The organism is Rheinheimera aquimaris, from assembly GCF_020531985.1.
GTDB lineage: Bacteria > Pseudomonadota > Gammaproteobacteria > Enterobacterales > Alteromonadaceae > Alishewanella > Alishewanella aquimaris.
The window spans coordinates 252,328-269,943 of sequence record NZ_JAJAVQ010000003.1; the positions used below are offsets into that span (position 1 = coordinate 252,328).

The 17,616-nt window shown below is 48.2% G+C and carries 17 protein-coding genes; 8 read left to right on the forward strand and 9 right to left on the reverse strand.

Annotated features, from left to right (window positions below; all coding sequences use genetic code 11):
• Window positions 1-4 precede the first annotated feature (4 nt).
• The 3 genes from LHL18_RS10255 to LHL18_RS10265 form a co-directional block, all read right to left on the reverse strand.
• A complete protein-coding gene (locus LHL18_RS10255) occupies window positions 5-658 on the reverse strand; it encodes a thiopurine S-methyltransferase (protein WP_226767013.1) in 654 nt (217 codons plus the stop codon).
• Window positions 658-1,653: a protease SohB gene (gene sohB / locus LHL18_RS10260; protein WP_226767014.1), complete on the reverse strand. Its 996-nt coding sequence runs from the start codon at window positions 1,651-1,653 to the stop codon at window positions 658-660. The genes LHL18_RS10255 and sohB overlap by 1 nt, the downstream gene beginning before the upstream one ends.
• Before the next feature lie 100 nt (window positions 1,654-1,753).
• Window positions 1,754-4,234: a VolA/Pla-1 family phospholipase gene (locus tag LHL18_RS10265; RefSeq protein ID WP_226767015.1), complete on the reverse strand. Its 2,481-nt coding sequence runs from the start codon at window positions 4,232-4,234 to the stop codon at window positions 1,754-1,756.
• Window positions 4,235-4,458: 224 nt separating this feature from the next.
• Between LHL18_RS10265 and LHL18_RS10270 the strand changes: the two genes are divergently transcribed.
• Entirely contained in the window at window positions 4,459-5,202 is a 744-nt protein-coding gene (locus LHL18_RS10270) for a YciK family oxidoreductase (protein WP_134056309.1), read from the forward strand.
• A 71-nt stretch (window positions 5,203-5,273) separates the two neighbouring features.
• On the opposite strand, the gene LHL18_RS10275 is transcribed toward LHL18_RS10270, so the two are convergent.
• Window positions 5,274-5,804, reverse strand: a complete 531-nt coding sequence (locus LHL18_RS10275; RefSeq protein ID WP_134056311.1) for an H-NS family histone-like protein — start codon at window positions 5,802-5,804, stop codon at window positions 5,274-5,276.
• A 347-nt stretch (window positions 5,805-6,151) separates the two neighbouring features.
• Here LHL18_RS10275 and can point away from each other — a divergent pair, with 347 nt between their 5' ends.
• Window positions 6,152-6,808: a carbonate dehydratase gene (gene can / locus LHL18_RS10280; RefSeq protein ID WP_134056313.1), complete on the forward strand. Its 657-nt coding sequence runs from the start codon at window positions 6,152-6,154 to the stop codon at window positions 6,806-6,808.
• Here the strand turns inward: can and LHL18_RS10285 are convergent, their stop codons facing one another.
• Together LHL18_RS10285 and purU are read right to left on the reverse strand one after the other, a co-directional pair.
• Window positions 6,809-7,342 (reverse strand): hypothetical protein, encoded by a 534-nt coding sequence (locus LHL18_RS10285; RefSeq protein ID WP_226767016.1) that lies wholly within the window; start codon window positions 7,340-7,342, stop codon window positions 6,809-6,811.
• 66 nt (window positions 7,343-7,408) lie between these two features.
• On the reverse strand, window positions 7,409-8,242 hold the full coding sequence (purU, locus tag LHL18_RS10290) for a formyltetrahydrofolate deformylase (RefSeq protein ID WP_264190158.1): 834 nt from the start codon (window positions 8,240-8,242) through the stop codon (window positions 7,409-7,411).
• Between the two features lie 155 nt (window positions 8,243-8,397).
• Between purU and tsaA the strand changes: the two genes are divergently transcribed.
• The 3 genes from tsaA to LHL18_RS10305 are packed head-to-tail and all read left to right on the forward strand — an operon-like array spanning window position 8,398 to window position 11,926.
• Window positions 8,398-9,102: a tRNA (N6-threonylcarbamoyladenosine(37)-N6)-methyltransferase TrmO gene (gene tsaA, locus LHL18_RS10295; RefSeq protein WP_226767018.1), complete on the forward strand. Its 705-nt coding sequence runs from the start codon at window positions 8,398-8,400 to the stop codon at window positions 9,100-9,102.
• The gene (locus LHL18_RS10300; RefSeq protein ID WP_226767019.1) at window positions 9,074-10,138 is read left to right on the forward strand and encodes a Kelch repeat-containing protein; all 1,065 of its coding nucleotides are present in this window, start codon (window positions 9,074-9,076) and stop codon (window positions 10,136-10,138) included. The genes tsaA and LHL18_RS10300 overlap by 29 nt, the downstream gene beginning before the upstream one ends.
• Window positions 10,139-10,198: 60 nt before the next feature.
• Complete coding sequence (locus LHL18_RS10305) at window positions 10,199-11,926, forward strand: proline--tRNA ligase (protein ID WP_226767020.1); 1,728 nt, start codon at window positions 10,199-10,201, stop codon at window positions 11,924-11,926.
• A gap of 56 nt (window positions 11,927-11,982) precedes the next feature.
• Here the strand turns inward: LHL18_RS10305 and LHL18_RS10310 are convergent, their stop codons facing one another.
• The gene (locus LHL18_RS10310) at window positions 11,983-13,395 is read right to left on the reverse strand and encodes a sodium-dependent transporter (RefSeq protein ID WP_226767021.1); all 1,413 of its coding nucleotides are present in this window, start codon (window positions 13,393-13,395) and stop codon (window positions 11,983-11,985) included.
• Between the two features lie 198 nt (window positions 13,396-13,593).
• On the opposite strand from LHL18_RS10310, the gene LHL18_RS10315 reads away from it, so the two are divergent.
• Window positions 13,594-13,893, forward strand: a complete 300-nt coding sequence (locus LHL18_RS10315; protein ID WP_226767022.1) for a YciI family protein — start codon at window positions 13,594-13,596, stop codon at window positions 13,891-13,893.
• 23 nt (window positions 13,894-13,916) lie between these two features.
• Window positions 13,917-14,933 carry a UDP-glucose 4-epimerase GalE gene (gene galE, locus LHL18_RS10320; protein WP_226767023.1) on the forward strand — a complete coding sequence of 339 codons (1,017 nt, stop codon included), beginning with the start codon at window positions 13,917-13,919 and terminating at the stop codon, window positions 14,931-14,933.
• On the opposite strand, the gene LHL18_RS10325 is transcribed toward galE, so the two are convergent.
• Together LHL18_RS10325 and LHL18_RS10330 are read right to left on the reverse strand one after the other, a co-directional pair.
• Entirely contained in the window at window positions 14,930-15,574 is a 645-nt protein-coding gene (locus tag LHL18_RS10325) for a response regulator (protein ID WP_226767024.1), read from the reverse strand. The two genes, galE and LHL18_RS10325, sit on opposite strands and share 4 nt — an antisense overlap.
• The gene (locus LHL18_RS10330; RefSeq protein ID WP_226767025.1) at window positions 15,567-16,709 is read right to left on the reverse strand and encodes a sensor histidine kinase; all 1,143 of its coding nucleotides are present in this window, start codon (window positions 16,707-16,709) and stop codon (window positions 15,567-15,569) included. The genes LHL18_RS10325 and LHL18_RS10330 overlap by 8 nt, the downstream gene beginning before the upstream one ends.
• A 129-nt stretch (window positions 16,710-16,838) precedes the next feature.
• On the opposite strand from LHL18_RS10330, the gene LHL18_RS10335 reads away from it, so the two are divergent.
• Complete coding sequence (locus LHL18_RS10335) at window positions 16,839-17,600, forward strand: hypothetical protein (RefSeq protein WP_226767026.1); 762 nt, start codon at window positions 16,839-16,841, stop codon at window positions 17,598-17,600.
• The last annotated feature ends 16 nt before the right edge of the window (window positions 17,601-17,616 follow it).

Genomic DNA, 17,616 nt, shown 5'->3' on the forward strand with positions numbered 1-17,616 from the left:
CAGTCTATATTGGCGGCAGTGTAATACGATAAACAGTTTCAAGCAGACTGCTGGTTGCAAACCGGCGCCTGGCAAAACCTTTCCCGGTTAACTCCGCTGTACCAAGCAATGTAATTTCAGCACCTGCAAAGAGTTGCTTTATTTCTTTGTCAGGCACACTGAACGGCGGCCCTTGCTTCTCATGTTGCGGATACTCAAGGCTGATGAGCAGAATATCCCCGCCCTTTGGCATCAACTGACGCAGCTTTTGCACATACTGCCACCGCATCTCAGCCGGCAATGCAATTAACGCAGCTCTGTCATACACCAGATCACAGCCGCTGATATGTTTCTCAGTTAACGTAAAGAAGTCTCCTTGCCACAAGCTTATATTCGTACTCTGGTAACATTGGAATGTCTTCTGCTGATTGACCTCGAACGCCAACCCCTGTTCCAGAAAAAAATCTTCGCAAGCGATTGCCGACAATTCTGCACCGACAACCGGTATATGCAGCGCCAGATAGCTTAAGTCAGGCGATTTACCACACAAAGGCACAAACACCTTATGCTTGCCGGTAATAACAGCAGGCAGATACTGACGTAATAATGGATGAGCTTCGTCTAACTGAAACCCAAGCTCATTCTTTTGCCAGCGCTGGTGCCAGAATTCAGCTTCCATCAACGGATCCAGCTGTGTTGGATCAGCCTCTGCCAATAGTGAGAAACGATGCTAGCCGAGCCCATGCCCACCTTCTCCGCGATACCTTTACGAAGCTGATACTTCACCTGAAACACCTGCCGCTGAGACATCTGTGTCAGTATGTAGTCGTCACTGGTCTGGATAGTATCAACAAGATTTAATGCCAGCGCCTGGTGCCCAAACCAATGTTCACCGGTAGCCACTTTATCGATATCTAACTGTGGCCGATGCTGCAAAACAAATTGTTTAAACAATTGGTGGGTATCTTCCAGTTCATGCTGAAACTTCTGCCTACCCTTATCGGTGTTTTCACCAAACAGCGTTACGGTGCGCTTGTATTCACCCGCTGTAAACTGTTCGAAATCAACACTATGCTTTTTCAGTAACTTATTAAAGTTGGGTAACTGAGCAATCACACCAATCGATCCGACTATTGCAAAAGGCGCAGCTAGAATAGTGTTGCCAATACAAGCCATCATGTAGCCGCCGCTGGCTGCGACCTTATCTATCGCTACCGTCAAATTGAGCGGATGCTGCCGCAGCCTGTCCAGTTGAGAGGCTGCCAGGCCATATCCATGCACCACTCCGCCGCCGCTTTCCAGCCGCAACAATACCTCATCTTCTTGATTGGCGACGGCCAGTATTGCAGTAACCTCCTCCCGCAGTGATTCTGTCTCTTTGGCATCCAGACTGCCATTGAAATCAAGTACAAATAGTTTAGGTCTGTTGTCTTGCCTGGCTGCACGCTGCGTCTTTTGCCATTGTTTAAACTGCTTTTTCTGCAGCAAATGTTGCTGCATATCCTCAGCCATTGACTGATAATGCTTCGTTAAATCAGTAAATTGCAACTGACCTTTTTTCGCTTTGTTTTTAGCCGCTGCAGCACCTGCAATCAAACCTATTACCAAGCCAATCGCCAGCACTAACGTTGCTGTTTTGGCCAGAAACAAACCGTATTCATATAGAAATTCCAATGCTATCCCCTTAGCCTATGTTTTGTTGCATTGTAGCGCCTTAATAAAAAAGAAAAAGCCCGGCATTGCCGGGCTCAATTATAAACTCCGAAAGTTATATTCAGTTAGCCGGTGCCAGCACGCCAGGGTTAGTTACCACTATCGCTGCCCCACCACTGCCAATAAAGCTGGCAGCCTGCATTTGCATTTCTGCTGTTGCTGCAGCACTGGCGCTTGGGTCTAATATGGACGCATGACCACCTGCACTAAAGCGTGCCAGCGAGTTTCCGCCATTTGTCATCACAGCACCGGCTACGTTATCTACCGCAGTAACACCTAATAAACGTCCAAGAGGCTCAGTACCCGCCAGCGGCATTTTACCTGCGCCAACAGCTTGTAAAGGAGATGCAATGCCATTTGGAATAACCTGATCAGGCAAAGAGCCTGCGCCATCACCGGCAACTTCTATGATATAAACCGGCGTTTCGGCAGCTACCAGGTTCTGTGCATAGTTATTTGGATCACCACTGTCAATTACCGTTTGGGCCGCAAATGAGAACTGACTATAACCGGCATACAATGCAGCTACAGCGGCATCCTGCCCTTGCGCTCTCAGGTATGATTCGAAAGCGTTATAACAAGCAGCAAAAGGCGGTACCAGTGGTGCACCACAGCCGCTCTGGCTCTGCACGAAAGTAGTAAAGGCAGTTTTTATCTCAGCAGTGCCAACGCTTAACAGCACTGAAGATTTGATCAGAGGGCCAAACTGACCAGATTCCAGCAGGAAGTTTGCTATAGCGCCACCTGGCATTGCCAGCGTTGCGGTCTTCATCGCATACACTGCATCTAGCTGGGCTTTTTGCAGGTCGTCTAAGGTCGCACTTTGCACCGGCGTATTCGCGGCGCCAACGGCCGAAGTACCGGTAATAGCACCTAGCGAATGCCCCATAAACTGCACATTTGTCGGGTTAATAGTGCCAGATTGCGTCAGATTACTGAAATTAAGGCCGGCCCGCAGCCCTAGAATATCACTGATACTCTGGCGGACATTATCGCGGGTTGTCAGCAAACTCTGCAGGTTCATATAATCTGTTGCATTATTTGTTGAGGCATTAATGACCACAGTGCGGGTACCGGTTTCTGTAGGCACCTCAACGCTGAAACCGCGGTCGCCATGCAAGGTGTGGTCAATTGCTACCACAGCATAGCCTGCCATTGACAAGGCGCCGGCCACCGCCAAAGCGTTACTCTTGCTACCTGTAATACCATGCTGGAATATCACCACAGGCCACCCACCGGCAGGCATTGTCATCGCAGGCTGACCCTGTGCAGCACGCAGCATATTAATCTGTGCTAAATCAGGTACAGTCATCAGCACTGGCACATTTACAACCTGGTTAACCTTAGGTACGGGGTTAAACTTAGTAATGTGGCGGGCAGTATCCACTCCGACGTTAAAACCTAATAAATTTGCCGGATTTTGCAGCTGCTCCGGGCTCAAGCCCAGGTCTGCGGGGTTAATCAGGCCAGCTTGTATTGCACCCAGTAACGTAACCGGGCTGTCATACTGCGCCAGCCAACGGCCAGTTAGCGGTGCCAACGGATTATCAGCGGTAGGCAAAGCACTGAAATATGGCAAATTGATAGTGCCACCATATACCTGTGCTGTGGTAGCAGCCGCGTAAGCTGGATTTGCCAATGTAGCCTGCGCGGCAGGGATTAAGCCCGCCTGCACTAAAGCATCGGCGGCGGTATAACCTTGCGGTGCAGCATTTAATACTGGGCGTAGCGCAGGCTGTAACAGCAATTGCTTAATAGTATTAAAGACAACGTCAGTAGATTGAGTCGTGATAGCAGCCGTATAAATTATGGTGTCGCGGTTCACACCTTCAGCCTCGATCACATCTTCAAAGCTGTTGATCAGCTTTTGCAGTGACACCTGAGACGGAGTATTAAGTGGTAAGGTTTCGTCATCCTGCTTCACCAGCTCGTACGATGTAGACGGTGCTATGGGGTTGCCTTCGCTGTCTTCTAAGACTGACGTCAATACAACCATATAAGTAGTGGCGGGTTTTAAAGGATTAAGCGGAATAACAGCAACATTGTTTCCACTGGCACCAGAGACAAAATCAACGCCGAACGTTAATTCGCCCACTACTTTACAGGCATGCCCTTGGCTGACGGTACGGCAGTCGGCATCAGATGATAAGGCACTGCCGGAAACTATTTCAAACACACGCACGGCACCGGGTGTTGACGCAGTCGACGCATTCAGGCTAATACCGGCAGCAAAATCAATCGCAATGGTAAAAGGGTTTTGTGTAGACCAGCCATCAAGTGCACCTAAGGCAACCTGAGGGTTAGAATAATCAGGCGCAGCCCCGCTGTCGGTAGTTAGCGTACCATCTGTAGTGCCTTGAAACAGTAAATCATTGGGCACAGACAAGCGAGGTGTGCTGGCACCTGGATCAAACACAACTCTGGAATAGGATTTCTCAGTATTGTCACCAACATCAGACTTAATATCATCTAAAGATTCGCCACCGCAGCCGGTTAACCCGAGCGCCAGAGCAACAGCCACACTAAGTGTCAGCTTGTTCATAATTTCTCCCCTATCCTGACTTTTATTTTTTGTTTTTAAAGCAAAAACTTAGTTTGCTTATTGGAAACCAATCACTGATATAGCTGCAACAGCTACGACCAGTTAAAGTTAACTCAAAGCTAAACAAATCGCTAGCGCAAAGATACATAAACCGTGAAGAAAGGTGCAAAGTTTATCAATTGCGCGTATGCTGGCGCCGTTTTTTTGGCAACAGGTTAGGTGATATGCAAAGTTATCAGGCTGCGACGGACGCATTAAAAGACAAAGTGATACTGGTTACCGGCGCGGGTGATGGTATCGGCAAAGAGGCTGCTCTGACTTATGCCCGCTATGGTGCTACCGTTATTTTACTCGGTAAAACAGTGAACAAACTCACGGCCGTTTATGATGAAATTGTAGCGAATGGCGGCCAGGAACCCGCTATTGTGCCATTGGATTTAAAAGGTGCAACGGCAAAACATTACCGGGATATGGCAGCCACCATTGACGCAGAATTTGGCCGCTTGGATGGCGTACTGCATAACGCCGGCATTCTTGGCGTGTTAAGCCCATTTGAGCATATAGACTTGGCTACCTGGAATGACATTATGCAGGTAAACGTCACTTCAGCCATGTTGATGACACAAGCACTGATCCCCCTGCTGAAACGCACGGCTGCAGCATCTGTTGTGTTTACATCATCCGGTGTAGGCCGAAAAGGCCGTGCTTTCTGGGGCCCTTATGCCGTATCTAAGTTTGCCACTGAAGGTCTGATGCAAGTGATGGCTGATGAGTTTGAAAACAGCAGTATCAGAGTAAATTGTATTAACCCTGGCGCTACACGCACCAAAATGCGCAGCAAAGCGTATCCGGGTGAAGATGTCAGCAAGCTAAAAACCGCAGCAGATCTGATGTGGCTGTATCTGTATTTAATGAGTGACGACAGCACAGATGTTAATGGTCAGTCTTTGGATGCTCAACCTAAGTAAGGCTGGTTACAAAGCGGCTTCCCCAAAACAAAAAAACCGGCTGACACCGGTTTTTTTGTTTTGGGCCTGAATTACTTTTTGCTTAGAATTTCTTCTGCATTCGCAGCTGCCCACTCATTCCAGGCATCCACTTTGCTGTTAAAATTCTCAACCGCCTGAGACGTAGCCTCAGCGATCAGCTTATCAATTTGTTTTGCATATTTTTTATCAACTTTAGCTAAAGGCATTACTTCTATACCACGCTCTTGTAAGCCCTTTTTCATTGTATGGGTACGCAACAATAACAATTGCCCGTTTTCTATATAAAAATACTGATTTTCTTTATTGATGGTCTTAAATTTTGGTTTGGTTGGACGCTTTTCAACTTTATCTGTATTTTCAGCGCTATCAGACATCAAGCCGTCATGATTCAACTTATAACCCAGCTGTTCAAGCGTGAATCCCTGTGACTTGGCTAACTGTTCTAACTGACTGATAAGCTCGACTTCTTTTTGCCGCTCCGCCAGTACAGCATTGAGCGTTTCGATAACGTCAGTTAATTTCGCCAGCGTTAATTCTTTCGCTGCTTTTTTCAGCTCTCGTTTATCTAATAAAATTGACATTGCGACCTCCTTCAAACTTAATGGCTTCAGGATAAGCAATTAGTGCTGTAAAATAAAGTGACAATACGTATTGTTTTATATAAAAAATTCACCTCCATTCAGCTTCAGTTAATATTGCTCAATCTTTCAATATCATTTCCCGATTAATGCTATCTTTTTCCGTTTTATTCAGCGCAAAGACATAAATATTATTCAGTTATTCAACTAAAAATAGCTACTCAGGTGTATTCGTTAGTTCAGCAGTTCATGCAATTTCTGCTCTTGAGGGTGTGAATTAAGCTGGTCGGTGCTCTAAAAGTAGGTAAAATCAGCTATCTTGTCGCGATTTTCTGACTGAAGGTAAAATTATGCCAAACTTTAAACAGTTGTTTATTAATAATAAAAACTGGGCTGATCGAATTGAGAAAGAGCAACCAGGTTTCTTCAGACAGCTATCTGAGCAACAAGCTCCTGAGTACTTATGGATTGGCTGCTCTGACAGCAGAGTGCCAGCAAACGAAATAGTAGGTTTGCTACCGGGGGAGCTATTTGTTCACCGTAATGTCGCGAATTTAGTCGTGCACTCTGACATGAACTGCCTGTCAGTCCTGCAGTACGCCATTGATATTCTTAAGGTCAAACATATTTTGGTCGTGGGCCATTATGGCTGTGGAGGTGTCAAAGCTGCATTGACTAAGCAGCGAGTCGGCTTTGTCGATAACTGGTTGCGTAATGTCAAAGACGTCTATGCGCTGCACCGTGAAGAAGTTGACGCTATTGCAGATGAAGACGAACGGCTTAACCGCCTGATTGAGCTGAATGTTGCCGAGCAGGTGCGTAATCTTTGCCATACCAGCTTTGTACAGGAAGCCTGGGAGCGCGGCCAGCCACTTGCTATTCATGGCTGGGTGTACAGCTTACGCAATGGCAGGGTAAAAGATTTACGCGTCAGTCATTCTTGTGCCGATAAAATTGACGATATTTACACCTTGGATCTGACTGACTATCACCCGGAAGAAAAGTAATCATTTAAAAATAATCTGTTGCTGCGCCACCGGCTGATAAGTTGCGCTGTGGCCTTCGACCCAGCTGCCGTTCTGTAAATAGCTGGATTTAGTCTCCATAGTACCATCCGGCATAATACGGCTGAATGATTTTACCTGGGTGATACCATTTTGATTATTTTCGACCTGCTCCAGCGCAATAATCTCGCCGATATTGCTGTTGAATTCCATAGTGCCGTGCGTGTAGAACCCTGCCGTGGTGAAATAATAGTATGCCAGGCTTTGCTTACTTTCATCCCAGAAAATAAATGACTCACCGCCATACTGACCATCATTGATAGAATGCACAGTTTTGATTGCCTGACCATTAAGAGCCCGGCTCCAGAAAGACCTATCGATGACTTTCTCAGTAGCGCCTGGTTGCGTCAAATCACCCTGCCAGTGCTGGTTAAGGTAGGGCCGAAGAGGCTCTAGCTTAGGATGAAGTATGCCCGTTTCTGCAGCTTGCATTAAACCGCTGAATAACAACGCACCACACAACAAAATGGCTTTCATAGCAAAACTCCTTTTCGGTATATCAGCCAAGTATCCGGGAAAAAACCGTTGAAGTAAAACCACCAGTCACAGGATCACTGTTTTATTGCCATGCACAAATACTCTGTCTTCGACAATACACTGCAGGGCTTTACTCAGGGCCGCTTTTTCAACATCGCGACCGGCTCTGGCCATATCATCTGCACTGAAGTTGTGATCAACCGGCGCTACCATTTGCTGAATAATCGGGCCTTCATCCAGGTGGTCATTTACAAAATGCGCCGTGGCGCCAATAATTTTAACGCCCCTTTCAAAAGCTTGCTGATAAGGGTTAGCGCCGATAAAAGCTGGCAAAAAGCTATGATGGATATTAATAATCTTATTCGGATATTGTGCGACAAAGGCAGGCGTTAAGATGCGCATAAACTTAGCCAGTACCAGATACTCCGGCTGGTATGGTTTAATGACCTCTAATAGTGCCGCTTCATGCTGCTGCCGGCTCAGTCCCTGATTGCTGACAAAATGGTATGGCAAATCGAAACGGGCGGCCAGTTGCTCCAGCTCAGGGTAATTACCGACGATAGCCGCAATATCCAGCGCCAGCGAGCCATCAAACACTTTCATCAGAATATCACCCAGGCAGTGAGCTTCTTTGGTCACCAGTACCACGACCTTTTTCGCACGCTGACTTATCAAACTGCGCGTTGAACCTACCGGGAGCGCACGATCCAAATCAAACAGCAGGGTTTGATCATTAAATACGCCTTCAAGTTCAGTGCGCATATAAAACTGGCCACTAACCGGATCAACATATTCGGTATTACGAATGATATTCAGCTGATGTTTGTAACAAATATTGGTAATTTGCGCGATCAGCCCTTTTGAATCCGGACATTCTGTAAGTAAGATTTTGCGTTCCATAGCCATTAACCACTTGCCGATAAACAGCTGAGTGTTTTACCGCATTTTCACTTACGGCGTCAAAGACATTCAGACGTCTTCTACTTAACTTGTTGTTTCGGCAAAAAACCGCATAATACCGCTCATTATGCACGTGTCTATCTAGCCAGGAGTTTATGGCGTCTTATCAGTTTAATGTAGTGGGCTATGTCCGCTCACCCTATAAACAGAAATTTGCGATCCCACGTCAGCCAGGTCTGATCCCGGAAGCGACCGGCTATCTGGAGCTTGAGCCTGAGTATTGTGATGAGGCTATTGTGCGGGGGATAGACAGCTTCAGCCACCTGTGGCTGCTGTTTATCTTCCATGAAACGGCTGATAAAGGCTGGTCGCCAATGGTGCGGCCACCCCGTTTAGGTGGAAATGCCCGCAAAGGCGTCTTTGCTACCCGCGCAACCTTCAGGCCCAACCCGGTTGGATTGTCAGTAGTAAAATTGGAAGGAATAGAGCGTCAAAATGGCAAATTGCTGCTGAAACTCAGCGGCATAGATTTGCTCGACGGCACCCCTGTTATCGACATCAAACCCTACTTGCCCTATTCTGATGCACTGCCCGACGCTGCCGGGGGCTTTGCCGATGCCGCACCTCAAACCGCGATGACAGTCAGTTTCTCTGAGCAGGCTGAACAATTCTGCCAGCAACAACGAGAACCCGAACTGCAGATTTTTATTGAAAAAGTACTGAAACAAGATCCACGCCCTTCCTATAAAAAGCAGCGCGACGGTGAACAAAGTTACGGCATGACGCTGTATAACTACAATATCAAATGGACTGTGAACGGAGAGCATAACCATGTTACTGAAATTCATCGGCTGCCTTAGCAGCCTGGCCGCAGCAGCGTGCTTTGCCCTGTCCGCCGCCGAGCTGCCTGATTTGCCAGAGCCGGTAAGTAATAATGCAGTAGCAAGTGTCACTATCCGCGGTAAAACTTATGTCGTCAGCTTTATGGGCATAGGTCCTGGCAAACAGCACAGCGATATTCACAACAAAGTGTTTATGCATACGCTGGGAGAATTTGGCTGGCATGAGATGCCCGATGTTCCCAGCCAGCAGCGGCTGCAAGGTCGTGTAGCAGCCAGTGCTGTAGCACTAAATAATAACTTTTTTGTTTTTGGTGGTTTCGCTGTTAATGCCGATGGTACAGAACAAACAGCTGCCGATAGTTATCGCTTTGATCCCATCACAAAGCGCTATACCCGCCTGAACGACATACCGGTACCGGTAGATGACGCCGTCGCGCTCACTTATCAGAACCGCTACATCTATCTGGTCAGCGGCTGGAGCGACCACGGTAATGTAAATTTAGTGCAGGTGTTTGATAACTATACCCAGCGCTGGTCACAGGCTACGCCTTTTCCGGGAAAGCCGGTGTTTGGCTTGGCAGGCGCTATGGCGGATAACCAGATGCTGTTGTGTGACGGCGTAGCACTGGAATACTATCGCGATAAAAAACGGGAGTACAAAGCAGAACCTGCCTGCTACCTGGGTACGGTTGGTAGTAATGCCAACCAGATAGATTGGCGCATTGTGCCGCACCCTACAGGTCAGGCGCGTTACCGCATGGCTGGCATTAACACCGAAATGGCCGGCAAACACATACTGGCGTTTATTGGCGGTAGCACCACCGCTTATAACTATAACGGCATCGGCTATGACGGCAATGCGGCCACACCTGACAGTAAGATCTGGGTATATTCGTTAGCTGAACAGCGCTGGCTGAGCGCCGCTGATACCACCGCGGTAATGGACTTACGGGGGCTGGTTAAAGTGGATGGCGATATATACTCTGTCGGTGGCATGCAAAATAACCAACAGGTTAGCCCGCAGCTGATTAAACACACAATAAAACTCCAATAGAATTGGTACTGCCGCCTTGCTAGAATGGCGGCAATTTTTTAGCACGAATATGAGATTACGATGCGCAGCAGTCAGTACTTACTATCAACAGTCAAAGAAACCCCGGCAGATGCCGAGGTAATCAGCCATAAACTTATGTTGCGCGCCGGCATGATCCGCCGGGTAGCATCTGGCATGTATACCTATTTACCAACAGGCGTGAAGGTACTGCGTAAAGTTGAGCAGATCGTGCGTGAAGAAATGAATAAAGCCGGCGCTATTGAAGTACTGATGCCAATGGTGCAACCGGCTGAGCTGTGGCAGGAATCGGGCCGCTGGGACAAAATGGATGCTGAGCTACTGCGTTTTAAAGACCGCCATACCCGGGACTTTGTACTTGGCCCAACGCATGAAGAAGTGATCACTGACCTGGTTCGACGCGAGATTACCAGCTACAAACAGCTACCGCTGAGTTTGTACCAAATTCAGACTAAATTCCGTGATGAGCGCAGGCCACGTTTTGGTGTAATGCGCGCGCGCGAATTTTTAATGAAAGATGCTTACTCATTCCATTTAAGCCAGGACAGCCTGCAACAAACTTATGACACCATGTATCAGGCTTACTGCAATATCTTTACCCGCCTTGGGCTGGATTTTCGCCCGGTACTGGCCGACACAGGCGCCATCGGCGGTAGTATGTCGCATGAGTTCCATGTACTTGCCGCTTCCGGTGAAGATGCTATCGCCTTCTCAGACAGCAGCGACTACGCCGCCAATATCGAGATGGCAGAAGCGGTTGCCCCTGCCGGTGAACGCGGTGCGGCAACACAAACCATCAGCGAAGTTGCCACACCGAATGCGAAGACAGTGGCTGATGTCGCCAGCTTATTGGGGCAACCACAAAGCCTGGTCAGCAAAACACTTATTGTCTATGGCGTTAAAACAGAAGCCGATAAAACACAGCCGCTGGTCGCGCTGGTACTGCGTGGCGACCACGAACTGAATGAAATCAAAGCCGAAAAACTACCGCAAGTGCAAAGCCCACTGGTCTTTGCCAGCGAAGAAGAAATTCGTGCCGCTATCGGGGCCGGCCCTGGCTCACTCGGCCCTGTCGCTATGCCGCTAACCATTATTGCTGATCGTAGCGCCGCACACCTGAACGATTTTATCTGTGGTGCCAACAAAGATGGCTATCACTTAACCGGCGTTAACTGGGATCGTGATATTCAGAACTACAGCGTGGCAGACCTGCGTAATATCGTTGAAGGCGACGCCAGCCCATGCGGTAACGGTAAACTGGTTATCAAGCGCGGTATCGAAGTTGGCCATATCTTCCAATTGGGTGACAAATACTCACAGGCATTAAAAGCAGGCGTACTGAATGAAGAAGGTAAGCACCAGATCATGACGATGGGCTGCTATGGTGTCGGTGTATCGCGCATCATCGCAGCGGCAATAGAACAGAACAATGATGAATACGGTATTATCTGGCCAGATGCGATAGCACCGTTTCAAATTGCATTAATTCCGATGAATATGCACAAATCAGTACGCATTGAAGAGGCGACGGTACGTTTATATAACGAACTGACCGCAGCAGGTTTTGACGTGTTGTTTGATGACCGTAAAGAGCGCCCGGGCGTAATGTTTGCCGACATGGAACTGATGGGTATTCCGCACAGTATTGTTATCGGCGAGCGTAACCTGGATAACCAGCAGGTTGAGTACAAACACCGACGTAGCGGCGAGAAAGAAATGCTGGATATCGCCGGTGTTGTTGCTGCCATGCAGCAAAAACTGGCTAAATAAGCTACACACAGACCCAAAAAAAGGCAGCCTGAGCTGCCATTTTTATTTCGCTGATATCAGAACAACAAATTCTTACCGAAGAATATAGTCGATACCGTATTGACGAAGATCACCGCTAAAATTAGCGGAATAAACGTGCCCAACGAGAAATTAACGTACTTTTGCAAAAACGAACCGGCAAAAGAGCTGTTTCCCTGGCTGATTTCAGCATCAAAATTATGTTTCTTCCAACGGTAGATAACGAATAAACACAGCAGCAAACCGTTCAGTGGCAGGATAGTTTCATAGAAAATATCGTACACCACGTCAAAGAAAGACTTATTCACCCCACCGTAAGAAAGCAAGTTACTGAACAGTTCTACCCGGCCAAAGGACAAGGCCGAAAACACCGCCAGCAGGATCATCACAGCGCCAAGGGAATACAGTGCAGTGCGGCGACTAACCCCTTTTTGGTCCATCAGGCTGCATACCGGTACTTCAATAATCGATACCAGTGACGTCAGCGCAGCGAAAAACACCAGCAGGAAAAAGAAACCGGCGATAAAAGATGCACCAAAGTAACCAATGTCGGCCTGCATTGCTAAGAAGATTTTCGGCAGAAAAGTGAAAATCATGCTGATACTGGATTCAGACAGCGTGCTGATTTGAATATCAGGGTTAAACGAGAATACCGCAGGTAGAATCAACAAACCCGAGCAACAAGCCACCAACAGCGATAACCCAGCCACCATTTTACCGGCCTGCACAATATTGTTGTCTTTTTGAATATAAGAGCCATAGGTGATCAAAATACCCATTGCCAGCGACAGTGAGAAAAACGCCTGTGCCAGGGCGCCGTTTAACACTTTGCCGGTTAATTTATCAAACTCAGGGATCAGGAAAAACTTCACACCCAGCATGGCGTTGTCCAGCGTAAAGACATACAGCACCAACGCTATCAGCATAATAAACAGCATAGGCATCAATACCCGTGCCGCCTTTTCGATGCCTTGTTTTACCCCACCTTGCAAAATTAAAAACGTCAGACCAATCACCACGGCCATGTAGACAAACAGTTCGTTGCTGTTAATAAAGTTACCAAAGCTGTCCGGCCCGGCTAGTTCATTAAGTTGCCCCAGTATTGATTTACCAAGGTAACCAAAAATCCACACGGTGATCACCAGATAAAACACACCAATCATAAAAGGCGTGATAACTGACATCCAGCCAACGGTGCGCCAGGCACGGTTCTGGCCAATTTCGCTGTAGGCTCCCAGTGGGTTTTGCCGGGTATGGCGGCCAAGGCTCATCTCTGCCAGCATTACCGGCAGGCAAATAAAGAACACAAAAATGGCATACATGATTAAAAAGGCGGCACCGCCGTTTTTGCTGGCCATAACCGGAAAGGCGACCAGATTACCGATACCTACAGCTGAACCGGCGGCTGCCAGTACAAAGCCGAGGCTTGAACTGAATTGTTCACGTTTCATTGCTACGCGGACTCCCTGAATATTTCTTATTAGAATGTCTGAGCAAGGCTCAGTAATATAAGTAGCGCCCTGCATGCTAACAGGCTGCTGCCGCAAATCCTAGCCTGCACTGCTCCGATGCGTGCAATATCATTGGCGAAGCGTTATCAATCTGCTAAGGTGCGCCAGTAAAAACAGGCTCTGTAAAAGGACGTATCTATGTTCTATATGATTTATTCTGAAGATGTTGCCAACAGTCTGGATAAACGTCTGGCAACCCGGCCGGCGCATCTGGCCCGGCTTGAACAACTGAAAACTGAAGGCCGTTTACTACTTGCTGGCCCCACTCCGGCGATTGACAGTGCTGATCCTGGCCCGGCTGGTTTTAGCGGGTCTCTGGTGGTTGCAGAATTTGCGTCGCTGGCTGAGGCGCAGCAATGGGCTGATGCCGATCCCTATCTCGCGGCAGGTGTGTATCAACGTTCAACGGTAAAACCGTTTAGAAAAGTACTGCCATAACAGCCAAACGAAGGAATACACGAATGAGCCATATTTTACTTACCGGTGGTGCAGGTTATATTGGCAGTCATACGGCGCTGGAGCTGCTGAACGCCGGTTTTAACGTACTGAGCTTCGACAATTTCAGCAACAGCTCTGATGCAGCATTAAAACGCGTAGAGCAGCTCAGCGGGAAAAGCGTCGTCAGCGTGAAAGGCGATATCCGTGATGAGCAAGCACTACGTGACGTATTCTGCCAATATGATATTGCTGCAGTTGTACATTTTGCCGGCTTAAAAGCCGTTGGTGAATCTACCCAAATTCCACTGCATTACTACGACAATAACGTTGCCGGCACGGTTACCTTATGCCGTGTGATGCGCGAATTTGGGGTGAAAAAACTGGTTTTCAGTTCATCGGCAACCGTGTACGGCGATGCTAAACAGGTCCCCATCCCTGAAACTGCCCCCCGCTCTGCCACCAATCCTTATGGCCAGAGCAAACTGATGATTGAGCATATTCTGGAAGATTTAGTGCGGGCAGAACCCGACTGGGGTATTACACTGCTGCGCTACTTTAACCCGGTCGGCGCGCATGACAGCGGCCAGATAGGTGAAGACCCTAACGGCATTCCGAACAATCTGATGCCGTTTATCTCTCAGGTAGCTGTAGGTAAACGTGAACAACTAAGTGTGTTTGGTGACGATTACGCCACGCATGACGGCACAGGTGTACGCGACTATATCCATGTTGTGGATTTAGCCCGCGGCCATCTGAAGGCCTTGCAGTACTTGCAAACACATAGCGGCATTGAGGCAATAAACCTGGGCACCGGCACCGGTTACAGCGTATTGGATATGGTAAAAGCCTTCAGCGAAACCAACAAAGTGCCCGTGCCTTATCAGATTGCACCGCGGCGGCCGGGCGATATCGCAGTATGTTATGCCGAACCGGCTAAAGCCAGAACCCTACTTGGTTGGCAGGCAGAGAAAACACTGGATGATATGGTGCGCGACAGCTGGCGCTGGCAGTCGGCAAATCCTAATGGCTATAGCAGTTAGCTGATTAAACCAAGCTCCAGTGCCAGCAATACGGCCCGGGTGCGATCGCGCACCCCGAGTTTAGCCAGTATCGCTGAGCACTGGTTCTTAACAGTACCTTCAGATTTATACAGTGCCGAAGCAATTTCTTTATTGCTGTAACCGGCAGCCATCAGCTGCAGTATCTCCAATTCCTTTTCAGTTAAAGGTTCAAGCGTAGCTGGCATAGTAAAAGTGCTGTCACTGCTTTTTACCGTTTCCAGCAAACGCTGGGTAATGTTCGGCGCAAACCAGCTGCCGCCCTGTGCCAGCGTAGCAATAGCCTCTATCAGCGTATCAAGCGACACATCTTTTAATAAAAAACCACGCGCACCGCAGCTGATACTTTTCAGTACCAGTCCGTGCTCATCAAAAGTTGTCAGAATGAGCACGGGTATATTGATACCGGCTTGCTGCAGCGCACCAAGCGTTTGAATACCATTCATTACCGGCATGGATAAATCCAGCAAAATCACATCAGGTTGCAATTGCCGGCAACCTTCAACCACACCACTACCATCACTGTACTCGCCAACAACGCGTACACTGGCGCACAAACCCAGTAGTGCTTTAATGCCATCACGGATAAGCTTCTGATCATCAACCAGTATTACGTTATGCACTGTCACTCCCCCGATAGGGCAAACTTATGTTCAGCATCATCGCCTGCTTTTGTGTTGTGAGCACCAAACTGCCACCACATTCGTTAAGCCGCTCGTGCATACCTTTAATACCATTGCCTGCCCGCCAGCGCGCCGGCAAGCTGCCATTGTCGAAGATCTGTAGCTTAAGGCAATCTTGTTCGGTAAACGCCCGGATAAATACTTCGCTGGCGCCGCTGTGTTTTAAGCTGTTACTCAGAGCTTCCTGCACGATACACAGTAAATGGTGCGCCTGCTGCAGATCATGCAGCATAATATTCCCCGTAATAGCCAGGTTTACCTTCAGCTGCTCAGGTAACCATGCCAGCAAAGGTGCTATCGCATCCTGTAAAGATACATCAGTAAACTGGCGCATGGTACTGACTGCCTCACGCACATCTGACAGCAATAATTTAGCCAGCTGATGGCACTTATCAATCTGTGTTTTGACGTCGCCGTCAGTTAAGTGACCTGCTACCTGCAGTTGTATTGTCAAAGCCGTTAAATGATGACCGACAAGATCATGTAAGTTGCGGGCAATCCGCGTACGCTCAGCCTGTCGCGACGCCCCTTGCAACAGTTGCTGTGTCGCCTGCAATTGCTGATGCTTCAATTCGAGCTCTTCTTTAGCTGCTTTTGCGTCCCGGCTGGCACTTTGCACCAACACCGCAAACACATGAAAACAGCCATTTAGCAATGCTGTGATCCAGACACTGTGACCGTTTTGCCAGGCTACAATGCTGTACCATGTCGCCACTACCACAAGCACGACCAACATCGCCCGGCCGGTAGACATCACAAACGGCAGCATAGCCACCCAGATAATGGTCAGTACAGAAAAAAAATCAAAGTAGTTAGCGGGCAAGTACAACAGCAAGGCAAATGCAATGAGCAGTTGTATTACTAATAGAGCACGGCCATAGCGCCCAGATAAAGTGTAACGTCCCTGACCGCGCGTCAGCAAAAAGAATAAGCCGCCGTAGCTGATAAACAGCAGGTGCGCAGCCAGCCAGCTCTGGCCCGGCGTGATTTTATGCAGAATATAAAAACTGATGCCATAAACTGCCAGCCAGGTGGCCAACCCCGCCAGAACGGCAAAATCATATTGTTTTTTCATAAGTGCATTATGCAAGATGCTGACATAACAGCAATATGCCAGAAGTCATAGTGAAAAATCCTGACTTATGGCACCTGCCTTAATAAAAGTTGCCGGGTAAGCTTTTGCTATCAATCACGGAGGCTTATTATGCACACACTTTATACCGTCTTACTTTACCTGCACATTACGCTCGGTGCTGTGGCTTTGTTACTTTACTGGCTTCCTATCATAGTGCGTAAAGGCAGTAAACTTCATATCAGCGCGGGCAATATTTTTTATTACATTATGCTGCTGGTGTCGGGCTCCGGCGTGGTATTAAGTTCACTGGGCTTAGCTGACCCGGTTGCTATTTATGCTGCAGGAAAACAGTTAAACCCTGAACAAATACAACGCATGCTGGTGTGGCGGGTGCCGCTATCGCAATTTCTATTACTGCTTAGCCTGTTAACCTGGGTCACTGTGCGCCACGCTATTGGCGTACTTCGCACCAAACATAACCGGGCGCTGCTGCGGCGCTGGAACTATCAAGGCCCGGTGTTTTTGCTGTTCCCTACTGCTTTATATGTTGCCTGGCAAGGGCTAAGTGTCGGTATGCCATTGTTAATCATCTTTGCCGGCGTCAGTTTAGTAACGGCGTCCACAATCAGTTGGTATGTGTACAAAGCAGAAGTCAGCCCGCGCGCCTGGATTATCGAGCATTTCAGTGCCATGGTAGGCAGCGGTATCGCGGTTTACACAGCATTTTTCGCCGCAGGCGGGCGCAGAATATTGGCGCAGTGGCTACCTGGCGACTGGCAGTTAATCAGCTGGCTGGCTGCACCGGTTATTGGCACAGCGGTACTCCTGAGTTTAAAGGGCTATTACAAACGCAAATATAAAGTCGCACCGCAGAAAGCTTTACAACCTTGATGCTACTGGCTTAATG

Bases quoted from the DNA above. Each gene is read 5' to 3' on its own strand.
- LHL18_RS10315 (WP_226767022.1), top strand. From the start codon at position 13,594: ATGTTCTATATGATTTATTCTGAAGATGTTGCCAACAGTCTGGATAAA.
- LHL18_RS10285 (WP_226767016.1), bottom strand. From the start codon at position 7,342: ATGAAAGCCATTTTGTTGTGTGGTGCGTTGTTATTCAGCGGTTTAATG.
- purU (WP_264190158.1), bottom strand. From the start codon at position 8,242: ATGGAACGCAAAATCTTACTTACAGAATGTCCGGATTCAAAAGGGCTG.
- LHL18_RS10330 (WP_226767025.1), bottom strand. From the start codon at position 16,709: ATGAAAAAACAATATGATTTTGCCGTTCTGGCGGGGTTGGCCACCTGG.
- can (WP_134056313.1), top strand. From the start codon at position 6,152: ATGCCAAACTTTAAACAGTTGTTTATTAATAATAAAAACTGGGCTGAT.
- tsaA (WP_226767018.1), top strand. From the start codon at position 8,398: ATGGCGTCTTATCAGTTTAATGTAGTGGGCTATGTCCGCTCACCCTAT.
- LHL18_RS10275 (WP_134056311.1), bottom strand. From the start codon at position 5,804: ATGTCAATTTTATTAGATAAACGAGAGCTGAAAAAAGCAGCGAAAGAA.
- LHL18_RS10255 (WP_226767013.1), bottom strand. From the start codon at position 658: ATGGAAGCTGAATTCTGGCACCAGCGCTGGCAAAAGAATGAGCTTGGG.
- LHL18_RS10270 (WP_134056309.1), top strand. From the start codon at position 4,459: ATGCAAAGTTATCAGGCTGCGACGGACGCATTAAAAGACAAAGTGATA.
- LHL18_RS10335 (WP_226767026.1), top strand. From the start codon at position 16,839: ATGCACACACTTTATACCGTCTTACTTTACCTGCACATTACGCTCGGT.
- LHL18_RS10300 (WP_226767019.1), top strand. From the start codon at position 9,074: ATGTTACTGAAATTCATCGGCTGCCTTAGCAGCCTGGCCGCAGCAGCG.
- LHL18_RS10305 (WP_226767020.1), top strand. From the start codon at position 10,199: ATGCGCAGCAGTCAGTACTTACTATCAACAGTCAAAGAAACCCCGGCA.
- galE (WP_226767023.1), top strand. From the start codon at position 13,917: ATGAGCCATATTTTACTTACCGGTGGTGCAGGTTATATTGGCAGTCAT.
- LHL18_RS10310 (WP_226767021.1), bottom strand. From the start codon at position 13,395: ATGAAACGTGAACAATTCAGTTCAAGCCTCGGCTTTGTACTGGCAGCC.
- LHL18_RS10265 (WP_226767015.1), bottom strand. From the start codon at position 4,234: ATGAACAAGCTGACACTTAGTGTGGCTGTTGCTCTGGCGCTCGGGTTA.